This is a genomic window from Streptomyces sp. NPDC001732 (assembly GCF_053596315.1).
The window spans coordinates 1-10379 of record NZ_JBSFFY010000117.1 but is presented as its reverse complement, the minus strand read 5'-3'; the positions used below and the strand labels follow the sequence as shown (position 1 = coordinate 10379).

Below are 10379 nucleotides of genomic sequence, written 5' to 3'. Positions count from 1 at the left end.
ACTCCGGCGGACAGTGCTCCATGACCACGACACGTCCATCTCTCAGATCCTCAAGATCCACTATCCCGGGTGTCCAAGATCAGGGGTGAAGGCCCCTGGCCGTCACCTGCTCCGTTTGCTCGCTCAACCTTCGAGATGTTGTCAATTTAACGGGTGCTTGATCATCTGCCGCTGTGCCGGGATGCCGGGGTGTTCCGGGGTGCGGTCTTGATGCCTGGTTCAGGCCGCGGCGGGCAGGCTGATGCCGCCGGTGACGTGGTCCCAGATGGTGAAGCGGAGGGTCATCTCGAATCGGCGTTCGGCGGCTGTCCGGAGGTGGCGGCAGACGCGGAAGTGGGGGCTGATGCCGCTGAACGCGGACAGGAACCGTTGCGCGGATCCAGGCGAGCGGAAGCCCTTCATGGCGCGTTCGCGCTGGCGGGTGGGCTGGTGGGAGTTCTCGGCCCGGTTGTTCAGCCCCTTGTGGGCGCGGTGCTCGACCGAGCTCATCAGCGCGCGGTGGGCGACCGGGTAGCTCTTCAGCTTGTCGGTGACCAGTACCCGGGGCACGCGGCGCTGCTTCTTCATCAGCTTGGCCAGGAACCGCTTGGCGGCCTTCGCGTCCCGGCGGGACTGAACCAGGACGTCCAGCACGTTCCCGTACTGGTCGACGGCCCGCCACAGGTACTGCCGCTCGCCGTTGATGTCGCCGACCTGGCCGGCGCCCTCCTGGAACTCGCGTCCAGCGACCGGTCCGGCGTTCACCACCTGGCAGGAACCGACCCCGTGAGCCGCCACGAACTCGGCACCCTCATCGCCCGGCGTGACGGGCTCGACGCCTCCCGGCTCCCTACCGGCCTGCGGGCCGACAGCGCACTTCCCGGAGCACTCGATGTCCGGCTCGACAGCCGTGCCACCCAGGAACGGCTCCGGACCAGGCTCCGCGGCGCCCGCCAGTTCCTCGCCCGGGGGACGTGACCTCCACTTCCGAAGCGACGCGATCGCCCACGCTCGGACTCCGATGAGACCACGCGGACCGCGATGAGGCAGGACGGCTCCGGAGCGTGTGCCCTGGTTCCGCAAGAGCCAGCTCGGCTGAGAACACCGTCCGGGCCAGTTCCCACACCACCTGGCAGCCCTGCAGGTCACAGCCCCACCCGCTGCCAACTGAAATGAGACGGGACAAGGGTGGCCGCCCGCCTTCCCGGCGGGCGGCTCGCCATCGCTCAACCCGCTCACTCCGTGCAGCGACTGAAGCGACCAAACCTCAGCACAGCGGGGACTGGCGGAACCTTTTGCAGCCCCGTCAGCCAGTTCCTTGGCGCCGAGCGCACCGATTCGAGAATCAGGTCGGCGAATGCACCGAGGGATACCAGCCCGGACAAATCCGAGTCCGTACGTCACGCTGGTACTGCACGGCCCGGACTGCCGAGTCTCACGGTGTCCCCGCGCCCGGACGACGCATAACGGGCCGTGCCGCACACCACCACATCCGAGCCCGCCGTGCGGCACCCCCCAGCCGCACAGCGGCTCAACCCCGGCCCCACCAGCACCCCCCGTTGGTGGGGCCGACGCATGCCACGACACGCCCTTCATGAGAGCGACGAGGGAATGTGAGGGAAGTCACCGCCGGAGCCCGTGGGCCTCGCAAAGACTCGAAAGATCTCGAAAGATCTGGCGATGCACAGTGCCAGAGATTTCAGCCAACGCTGTACTAGAATGTCTGGAATTTCCCCATGGTGTCGTCAAGTCCCTTTGTGGGGTCATCGGTCTGACGCACCGCCCAACTACACTTCGCACCAACGCAAAAGGAGCCCCGCTTCCTCGACGCGGTTTCCTAGGCCATGGGTCGAGAGGGCTCCTTGCGCGGCGTCCAAGCATCAGCAAGACGGAAGGACTCCGAATGCAGCGTAACGCGAAACCACCCCTTGAGCCCAGTTTCGGTGTGGACAGAAAGCGTGGACCAGTTGCCCGCCACCTGCGGAAATGGCTGGTCAGCCATGGACAGAGCGTCCACACAAGTTTCATGTGCGGCGTGGCGTACCGGCTCGGTGACTTCGCCACAGGCCTGGTCATCGCCTGGCTCATCGCCCGCTACTGACCCGAACGGGGTGAGGCCAGCGCTTTGACGCCGGTCTCACCCCGCCCATCTGCCACGGCACCGCGACCTGGGCCCTTCATCACGAAGCCTCCGGATGCTCCCGGAACCAGGCGACCATCCTCTGGAGCGGCTGCGACACCGCGAACGAGTTCCCATTCGCCCCCAGGTTGTCCATCCCGTAGTGCTCGGCCCGCTTCTCCGCCAGGTCCACGAACCCGATCGGCTCCCCGAACTTCACCGGGTCCTCAGCCTTCATCGCCTCCCGCACATCCATCGCCGCGACCAGCTTCGCCGCAGTCAGATCCTGGCACTCATCCGCGGTCTCGCACCCGGGAGCCGCAGCCGTCGAGTACGCGGCCAACGCCTCCTGAACACCCATCACCGACGGCTTCGCCGACACGGTTGACTCCCCGCTGGCCTCACCGCCCCCGCCGCTGAAACCACACCCTGCGGCCCCGAACACCAGCACCACGACAACCGCTATCCCCAACCCGCGTATACGCCTCATGCGGCGCAGGATGCCACCCGTACCGGGCGGGGGGAAGGAAAACCCCCGCATCAGGGATCATCAAGGTAGGCGCGGGGCCTGACAACGACACAGCGGGAGCCCCGACCGCCATGCCAGCCTCCAAAGCCCAGCAAGCCGAAACTGCCGAACGTCGCATAAAACTGCTGCGCCTGCGCATTCAGGGCGTCAAGTACGACGACCCGCGCATCCTCGACCTCGGCTACAGCACCCCCGGCGCCGCCAGCAAGGATGTCATCCGAGCCCTCCAGGCCCGCCGCGACGCTGAAGCGGCCGAGGTCAGCGTGTACCGGCAGCAGGAGAACGAGCTCGACTCCCTCCTCGAAGCCGTCTGGCGCAAGGCCACCACTCCCAGCCCCATCTTCGACCGCGAGGGCATCGAGGTAGCACGCGAGATCGACCTCAAGGCCGTCGACACCGTCCTCAAGCTCATGGACCGCCGTGCCAAGCTCAACGGCCTCGACATGCCCGTCAAGGCCGAGGGGTCCGGCCCTGGCGGATTCCCGGTCCGCCTGACCTCCGTTACCAGCGATGAACTTCGCAACCTCATCCGCACTGCCGGGGACCCCGACACCCCCGACGACGAAGACCTCGAGGACACCGATTTCGACAGCGGCGACCTGGATGACGACAACACCTGACCTCGGCACCAGCCCTGCCGCCGAGGCCGAGGAACTCCTGGACGTCGTCAACGCCTATCGCAGCCTCAACCGGGCCCAGCGGCGCCGGATCGCGCACTCCGCCAGCCCCGAGCTCCGCCTCGTCCTCGCCGGCGTCGAACGCGACATGGCCCTGAAGCGGTCCCCAGGGGCCATGTCCGCGATTCTCACCGACGGCAAGGAGCGGCAGGCCCGTCACCTGGACCTCATCGACCAGGTCTTCCGCGACATCGCCTGCGGTATCCCCCGCAAAGTCCTCACCACCATGCCCCCGCGCCATGGAAAGAGCCGCCGTGCCGCCCGGGGGGCGCCCCTCTGGTACCTGTCCCGCCACCCTGACCACCGGGTGATGATCGCCTCGTACTCCGCCGATCCTGCGGACGACCATGGTCGGTGGATCCGCGACGCCATCAACGGCTACGGCGACCAGATCGGCCTCTACCTCCACGCCGGCTCCAAGGCCGCCAACCGGTTCGACCTCGCCGATGAACATGGCAACCGTCTCGATGGAGGACTGGTTACCGCCGGAGTCGGAGGAGGCCTGACCGGCAAGGGTGCACACCTCGCCATAGTCGACGACCCGATCAAGGACGCCGCCGACGCTGAATCGCCCACCATGCGACGCCGCTTGTGGGACTGGTGGGCCTCCGTCCTGAACACCCACATCGAGCCTGGCGGCAGCATCCTGGTAATCCAGACCCGCTGGCACGAACAGGACCTCGCCGGACGAATCCTCGCCGGAGACGACGCCACCGACTGGACCATCCTCGACCTGCCTGCCATCGTCGACAGCGAAGACGACGCCCTCGGCCGCCCCGTCGGCACCCCCCTCTGGCCCATCCGGTACGGGCGCAAAGCCCTCGAGAAGATCCGCCGTGCCGTCGGCGAACGCGTCTGGTGGTCCCTCTACCAGCAAAAGCCCCGCCCGCTCGAGGGCGGCGTATGGAAGTGGCCATGGATCACCGACAACCGGCTCACCCCCATGCAGTTCCGCGGCGTCGACCTCACGCGCATCGTCGTCGCGGTCGACACCGCAGGCGGATTCGACGACGTCAACGATGAAACCGGGCTCTGGGCCGGCGGGCGCGACGCTGCCAGGCAGATGTATGTCCTCGCCGACCGGTCCGGCCGCATGGGCGCCGACACCTGGGGCCACGCCGCCTACCGCCTCGCCATCGAACTGTCCGCCGAGGCCATCGTCGTTGAGTCGAACTTTGGCGGCGACATGGCCAAGCAGATCATCCGTCAGGCCTGGAAGGACCTCGAGACTGCAGGCGAGACGAAGGGCATGCTGATGCCCTCAATCATTGAGGTGCACGCGAAGCAGGGGAAGCGGCTTCGCGCCGAGCCGATTGCCCAGCTCTACGTCCAAGGCATGGTCCACCACGTCGGAGAGTTCCCCCGGCTTGAGGGGCAGCTCGTCACCTGGATCCCAGGCATGGACAGCCCGGACCGGATGGACGCCGCTGTGCACGGGCTCACCGAGCTCGCCAACCCGGCCGTCGCGTCCGTGGGTAGCTCCCCGTATGCCGACCAGCGCTTGTCTGGTAGGCGATGACCATCAGCACTGCTGTCCGGCATTGCCGGATCCGTATTTGATCAAGAGTGATTCCCGGATCCGTAATGCCACCCGGGTGGACTTTTTGATATCACGATCCCAATGCTGCGGTTCCGCGACTACATTGGGCGCTGGCTCACCGACCGCACTACGCAGTGCGCTGAGGTGGACCAAGGGAAGCGGGGCCGGTCCCGAAGGACGCGACCCCGCCAATGTGGTGCGAAAGCCGGGCTAGCTGTTGAGCCAGAACGTCAGATTGAGAGCCACCTCAATCAGCGCGACGTAGAAGGCCCAACGGTCCCAGTCCGGCTGTTCGCCGTTACCGATCATGATTCCTCTGTTCTTCGGGTGCCCGAAGGGTGACTCCCTTCCGGCCTAGGCCCGGAAGGGAGGATCGAGGAACGGCAACGCCACGGCACAGACTCTAGGCGGCCAGCTCTGCCAAGCGGCCATGAAAAAAGAAAAGTTCAGCCACATCGCCGAACAAACGACTGCTTCAAAAGGTTTCAGAATCAAGCGCACGTGGTACGGCAGCGCCTGCCCGGCACATCCGGGGCAGCGTTCGTTCAGGCCGCCCGTACGCTGATCACATGGCGCGGGGCCTGATACGGAGGCGTGCCCCGTGGGCCTCAAGAGCCTGGTCATCGACGCCTGGTCGTGGCTGAACTACAAGCCCGTCTACTCCGACCCGTCGCTCGGCATGCCCAACCGCAGGGCTTTCCCCGAGGCCCACGCCTCCTGGGTGCCGGCCGCCGACGAGCGCCGCCTCGCTGCGTACAAGCTCCTCGCCGCCTACGACAACAACCAGGCTGGCGAACTTGCCGAGCTCCGCGACGGCCCCTCCGCCCGCGAGCGCCGCGAGTTCGGCAACCCGTCGATGTTCATCGACACGCTCGTCGCGCACGTCATGGGCCGCGAGCAGCACCTCACCGTTCCCGGCGCCGAACAGACCGACGGCGAGAACGAGACCGCGGCCGGGCATTGTCACGTTGTTGGCTGCGTGTGCCTCTGACGGTGTGTCGGGTGTGGTGGGGCCGGGTTCCGGCTCCGTGCTCAGGCCGCGGCAGGCTGGCCGGCGGCGGCGGCGGTGGCCTGGTCCCGGATGGCGAAGCGGGTGGTCATCTCGGTGCGGTATTCGGGGGCGGTCATCAGGTGGCGGCGGGGTCGGAAGTGGGGTGGGATGCCGCTGAACGCGGCCAGGAACTGCTGGGCTCTGCCGACGGAGCGGAAGCCTTTCATGGCGCGTTCGCGCTGGCGGGTGGGCTGGTGGCTGTTCTCGGCCCGGTTGTTCAGGCCCTTGTGGGCACGGTGCTCGACGGAGGGCATCACCTCGCGGTGGGCCGCGCCGTAGGAGCGGAGCTTGTCGGTGACGACCACCCTGGGCACCGTGCGGGTCGTCTTGAGCGGTGTGCGGAAGAACCGCCTGGCCGCAGCGGTGTCCCGCCGGTTCTGTACCAGGATGTCGAGCACGTTGCCGTCGGCGTCGACGGCCCGCCACAGGTACGTCTGCTCTCCGTTGATTCTGATGAAGACCTCGTCCAGGTGCCCCTTGTCGCCCGGCGGCGCAGGCCGTTGGCGCAGGCCTGCCCGAACTTCGCACACCAGCGGCGGACGGTCTCGTGGGAGACGAGCACACCGCGCTCGAGCATCAGCTCCTCGACCTCGCGGAACGACAGCGGGAAGCGGAAGTACAGCCACACACAGTGCGTAATGATCTCCACCGGGTACCGGTGCCCCCTGTACGACGGCGACGTACTGCCCACGGACCACCCCTCCCAGCACGACCAACCAGAAAATCATCCCAACCGGTCAGCCAACGTGACAGTGCCTCGACGACGCCTTCGACGTGCTGGAGCTGCGCTGGCACGAGGCTCTGTCCAGCACGGACGTGGTGCGCTTCGCGTGGTCGGTGCTGCGGAGCAGCGTGATGGTGCGGGCTCCGCACGTCGATGGCCGCCCGGATCTGGGGACGGCGGTATTCGACACCGTGGCGCTGGATCGGGCGGTGTCCGACGAGGAGAAGTTCGCCCAGCTCGAGGAGTCCAGCGCGTTGTTCAAGGTGCTGAGCCGTCTGCCCGACCAGCAGCTCGACGTGATGGTCCTGCGTCACCTGCGCGGCATGCCTCCCTCCATGGTGGCCGACGTCCTCGGCGTTCCGATTGCCTCCGTCCGATCCGATGAGCGGCACGCCATGCATGTGGTGGAAACCGTTCTCGGCACTGAAAGCGACCCCGAAGGGAATGCACTGTGACCGCTATCGACGAGCTCCTCTCACGGGCCCGGCTGTCCGACCATCCGAGCAGGCCGGAGGATCCGTACAGCAGGATCTCCGGAGCGGACGGGCCCGCGGCCGACGAGTCCGGCGCCGGCTTCACGAACTCGCTGAGCGAGGGGGCGCAGGACCTGCTGGCCCTGTGCGAGGCACTGGTGGCGCGCACCCCCGCCTCCGCACTGAGCAGGTTCGTGACCGAGCCACTGCCCGATCCGGACGGGGCCCGGGTACTGGGCTGCATCCTCCAGCTCGCCGAGTCGGAGGACGGGGCCCGGTCGTGGTGGCAGTACGCCTCCGGAGCCGGAGACAAGGCCGCGTCCTACTGCCTGTACCTGCACCACCTGTCCCTCGGCGAGACCGACGCCGCGGCGTAGTGGTACGAGCAGACGCAGACGGACAACTACCCGGATCCCTCCACACCGGCGAAGCCTGCCTCCGTCCGGACAGAGCTGCAGGGGTCCTGGACCGTGCCGGAGACGGTACGGAGCGCCGACACCAGCACGCCGACCCTGCTGCGGGTGTTCCGCCAGCTCATCCGCCGAAGCGGCCGTCGACGCTCCGAGGCCGTCGACGCCCTGATGCAGTACCTCCCCACAGCCGTCGCGGTCGGGTACGTCCACGACGACCCGGACGTCGACCTGCCCCTGCCCGGGCCCGACTTCGCCGAGCAGGTCGGAATCCTCGTCGCGGCCCCGTCCTCGCCCGGCCGGGAAGACAAGCCCCGCCGTCAAGGAGGCGGGACGGTCCGCATCAAGCGCAGAAACGACTCCGGCGGACACCAGCGGGCCGACGAAGAAGTGGAAGGCGCCGTACGAGGCGGCAGATGACGAACCAGCAGGAGCCCGGCGCGGCAACGGCGCCCGTCGACGGCGGTCTTCTTCGTCCGTCCAGCCGGGCGACGGCGACCGTCTCGGCGTCCGTACGATCGGGGAGCATGACGACCCGCCGCCGGCTGGGCCCCGGCCCCGCCGAACACCGCTCCCCCGCCGAGACGAACGCCGACGTCACCGGCCCTGTTCATCCCCGGGTCCAGGCGGCCGACGCAGACCTGGACGGGGGCACCCTGTACCGCCCCGACCTCGACTCGCTTGCCGACCTGCGCGCCCGCGGAGTACTCGGCCACCGCCCCGCGACACCGGATCCCACCCCTCGCACCTACGGCCACGGTGCAGGGGCACGGACGGAGAGCTGACAGGGCAACCGCCGACACGGGTCAGCTCGTGGCTGCAGTGCCTTGGTAGCGGTTGTCCGGGCAGCCAGCCGAGGTGCGTGCGTAACAGTGGCCGCAGTCCGGGGCCTTGGCCGCGGCCCTTTGCTCGCGGCCTTGTGCCCACCGGTGCCCAGTGGATCCGGGGGCTGCAGCAGCTCTGTCCCGGACGCTGTCCCGGACAGGGCACTGACCAGGCCGGACAGCTCTTCCCCTGTCCGGAACAGCTTTCGCTGCTGCCCTTTCTCTCTGCCTTCCACCAACCTAGAGACCGTCAAGTGGGGGGCGCCTGGCGGAATCCGTAGGCGAACAGAAGACCCGGCGTCAACACAGCAGCGGTACGCGAGTGCGTCCGCCTCCTTGGCAAGGTATGGGAAACCGTCAGAAGACCCACTCAGGAGGAACCAGTGAAACACCGTCTCAGGGCGTGGCAGATGGCGATCGCGGCAGGGATGGCTGCGGCGGCTGTGCTCGTTTCTCAGGGAACGGCGCAGGCTGCCACCATCCGGTGCTACACCAACCCCAGCTACTTGGGCCACGCCTCCTACGACAAGACCTCCGGATATCTCTACGTCGACGACACGGCCAAGGACGGTCGACGCGTGATCGCGGAAGCATGGCGGGGTGCTTCGTTCCTGGGGTGGGCCCAGGACGCCAACGGAAGCGACAACGGCTCCGGATCCATGGTGTACATCGGAACCTTCTCCTCCGGGAACATCGAGGTCAATGTGTGTACTCAGGACGGGACCGACAGCACTACGCGGGACGACTGCAACCCGACTCTGATCTCCCTCCCGTAGGCGTAGGCCCCGGGCCTTCGGGGTTCCGGTTCCGGGGTACGCCAGCTGGGAGCCGGGCCCCGGCTGCGACGTGATGAGCCGCTCCATCCAGCTCCGCTCCATTCAGGAGTGCAACCGGGGCACGGCGAGGGTGCCATGCCGCCCGTCCCGGCCAGCACCTCCACCACGCCCCGCAGCGGCACCGCGACCGTGCCCGTGGTGTGGGCCGGCACACCACGGGCACGGGACGACGCCCCGTTCGTCCTCGTCGACGACTCCCCCGCCGACAGCCGCCTGCGGCGCCGGTGCGCGCCGATGGCGATCGTCATTACCGATGACTGCATCACCTGGCGAGACGGCCTCGCTCACTGCTACTTGGCACCATGACCGCAGCGAGCGAGCGGCGCCTTCTCAGGGCCACCGGCGGAGCCGTTGACTCGTGTTGTTCAGGCCCCGTCAGCTGCGGGAACGGCTTTCGGCCGCGTGATCGACTTCAGTTCCATCCGCCGGTTCACCAGGTCTCCGCTGGTGGGTGACTCCCAGTACGGGTGGGTGCTGACAGCTTCGGACAGGGCCAGGCACTCCTGGCGGAGTCCGTCGATGGCGGCCTTCTCCTCGTCCGTCCAGCCGGGCGACAGCGGTCGGCCCCCGTGACCTCACCGGTGTGCGAATGCTCCTTCCCCGGCCACCCATCGTGCGGCTCCACGGACCAGGGCAGGGCACGCCCGAGCGCCTCGTGCCCCGCGGTGGCCTGGTGCAGACGGACCTGAGCAGCGTAAAGATCATCGGGGAATGTCGTCTCAGCCATGCCTGAATGATGCTTGTGTTCGATTTTTGGTTCGGGGAGGCGCTGCCGGGGAATGGCGGGTTCGTCGATTGTCATCGTGAGTTCGACGCTGGCGATGCCCCGGCGGGGCAGGGGCGCGCTGGGGACCCAGGTCTTCTCCCCGAACCGGCACGTTCATCGGCGTCCCTGCCGGAGAAATGCAGGTCCTGGCTCGTCTCCGGCTGTGGTTCCTCGGCCGGGGGCTGCTCGCTGCGGTACTCGGTCCAGGTGTTTTGGTCCTCGGCCGGAACCCACATGTAGCTTCCGGTTGGCGCTGTCACGTTGTTGAGTGTGTGAGTGCCTGACGGTGTGCCGGGTTCCGGCTTTCGTGCTCAGGCCGCGGCGGGCCGGCCGGCGGCGGTGACCTGGTCCCATATCGCGAAGCGGACGGTCATCTCGGCTCGGTGTTCGGGCGCGGTCATCAGGTGGCGGCGGGGGCGGAAGTGGGGTGAGCTGCCGCTGAACGCGGCCA

General features: G+C 67.8%; 11 protein-coding genes and 4 pseudogenes. 11 read left to right on the top strand and 4 right to left on the bottom strand.

Features of this window, described 5'->3' with window-relative positions; genetic code table 11:
* Nucleotides 1–219: 219 nt before the first annotated feature.
* Nucleotides 220–669: pseudogene (locus tag ACWCXX_RS39370) on the bottom strand (IS6 family transposase); the annotation flags it as partial.
* A 9-nt stretch (nt 670–678) separates the two neighbouring features.
* Between ACWCXX_RS39370 and ACWCXX_RS39365 the strand changes: the two are divergent.
* Both ACWCXX_RS39365 and ACWCXX_RS39360 read left to right on the top strand, forming a co-directional pair.
* Nucleotides 679–957, top strand: a pseudogene (locus ACWCXX_RS39365) (dTDP-4-dehydrorhamnose reductase); the annotation flags it as partial.
* Between the two features lie 967 nt (nt 958–1924).
* Nucleotides 1925–2080: a hypothetical protein gene (locus tag ACWCXX_RS39360; RefSeq protein WP_451135877.1), complete on the top strand. Its 156-nt coding sequence runs from the start codon at nt 1925–1927 to the stop codon at nt 2078–2080.
* A gap of 79 nt (nt 2081–2159) precedes the next feature.
* Here the strand turns inward: ACWCXX_RS39360 and ACWCXX_RS39355 are convergent, their stop codons facing one another.
* The gene (locus ACWCXX_RS39355) at nt 2160–2588 is read right to left on the bottom strand and encodes a hypothetical protein (RefSeq protein ID WP_451135875.1); all 429 of its coding nucleotides are present in this window, start codon (nt 2586–2588) and stop codon (nt 2160–2162) included.
* Between the two features lie 110 nt (nt 2589–2698).
* On the opposite strand from ACWCXX_RS39355, the gene ACWCXX_RS39350 reads away from it, so the two are divergent.
* The 3 genes from ACWCXX_RS39350 to ACWCXX_RS39340 all read left to right on the top strand — a co-directional run bounded on the left by ACWCXX_RS39350 (nt 2699) and on the right by ACWCXX_RS39340 (nt 5835).
* Complete coding sequence (locus tag ACWCXX_RS39350) at nt 2699–3247, top strand: hypothetical protein (protein WP_451135874.1); 549 nt, start codon at nt 2699–2701, stop codon at nt 3245–3247.
* On the top strand, nt 3231–4823 hold the full coding sequence (locus tag ACWCXX_RS39345) for a terminase large subunit domain-containing protein (protein ID WP_451135872.1): 1593 nt from the start codon (nt 3231–3233) through the stop codon (nt 4821–4823). Before ACWCXX_RS39350 ends, ACWCXX_RS39345 begins: the two co-directional genes overlap by 17 nt.
* Before the next feature lie 622 nt (nt 4824–5445).
* Nucleotides 5446–5835, top strand: a complete 390-nt coding sequence (locus tag ACWCXX_RS39340) for a hypothetical protein (RefSeq protein ID WP_451135870.1) — start codon at nt 5446–5448, stop codon at nt 5833–5835.
* A gap of 41 nt (nt 5836–5876) precedes the next feature.
* Here the strand turns inward: ACWCXX_RS39340 and ACWCXX_RS39335 are convergent.
* A pseudogene (locus tag ACWCXX_RS39335) lies at nt 5877–6586 on the bottom strand (IS6 family transposase).
* Nucleotides 6587–6669: 83 nt separating this feature from the next.
* Between ACWCXX_RS39335 and ACWCXX_RS39330 the strand changes: the two are divergent.
* From ACWCXX_RS39330 to ACWCXX_RS39305, 6 genes are all read left to right on the top strand, one after another.
* Nucleotides 6670–7074 carry a sigma-70 family RNA polymerase sigma factor gene (locus ACWCXX_RS39330; RefSeq protein ID WP_451135868.1) on the top strand — a complete coding sequence of 135 codons (405 nt, stop codon included), beginning with the start codon at nt 6670–6672 and terminating at the stop codon, nt 7072–7074.
* On the top strand, nt 7071–7469 hold the full coding sequence (locus ACWCXX_RS39325; protein ID WP_451135866.1) for a hypothetical protein: 399 nt from the start codon (nt 7071–7073) through the stop codon (nt 7467–7469). The genes ACWCXX_RS39330 and ACWCXX_RS39325 overlap by 4 nt, the downstream gene beginning before the upstream one ends.
* A 93-nt stretch (nt 7470–7562) precedes the next feature.
* Entirely contained in the window at nt 7563–7922 is a 360-nt protein-coding gene (locus ACWCXX_RS39320) for a hypothetical protein (RefSeq protein ID WP_451135864.1), read from the top strand.
* Nucleotides 7923–8029: 107 nt separating this feature from the next.
* Entirely contained in the window at nt 8030–8287 is a 258-nt protein-coding gene (locus tag ACWCXX_RS39315) for a hypothetical protein (RefSeq protein WP_451135862.1), read from the top strand.
* A 422-nt stretch (nt 8288–8709) separates the two neighbouring features.
* Nucleotides 8710–9102 carry a hypothetical protein gene (locus ACWCXX_RS39310; RefSeq protein ID WP_451135860.1) on the top strand — a complete coding sequence of 131 codons (393 nt, stop codon included), beginning with the start codon at nt 8710–8712 and terminating at the stop codon, nt 9100–9102.
* A 135-nt stretch (nt 9103–9237) separates the two neighbouring features.
* The gene (locus ACWCXX_RS39305; protein WP_451135858.1) at nt 9238–9468 is read left to right on the top strand and encodes a hypothetical protein; all 231 of its coding nucleotides are present in this window, start codon (nt 9238–9240) and stop codon (nt 9466–9468) included.
* A gap of 771 nt (nt 9469–10239) precedes the next feature.
* Here ACWCXX_RS39305 and ACWCXX_RS39300 read toward each other — a convergent pair.
* A pseudogene (locus ACWCXX_RS39300) lies at nt 10240–10379 on the bottom strand (IS6 family transposase); the annotation flags it as partial.

What these genes read in the sequence shown, in the direction of transcription:
- ACWCXX_RS39355 (WP_451135875.1), bottom strand. Translation starts at nt 2,588, where the DNA reads ATGAGGCGTATACGCGGGTTGGGGATAGCGGTTGTCGTGGTGCTGGTG.
- ACWCXX_RS39350 (WP_451135874.1), top strand. Translation starts at nt 2,699, where the DNA reads ATGCCAGCCTCCAAAGCCCAGCAAGCCGAAACTGCCGAACGTCGCATA.
- ACWCXX_RS39345 (WP_451135872.1), top strand. Translation starts at nt 3,231, where the DNA reads ATGACGACAACACCTGACCTCGGCACCAGCCCTGCCGCCGAGGCCGAG.
- ACWCXX_RS39315 (WP_451135862.1), top strand. Translation starts at nt 8,030, where the DNA reads ATGACGACCCGCCGCCGGCTGGGCCCCGGCCCCGCCGAACACCGCTCC.
- ACWCXX_RS39305 (WP_451135858.1), top strand. Translation starts at nt 9,238, where the DNA reads ATGCCGCCCGTCCCGGCCAGCACCTCCACCACGCCCCGCAGCGGCACC.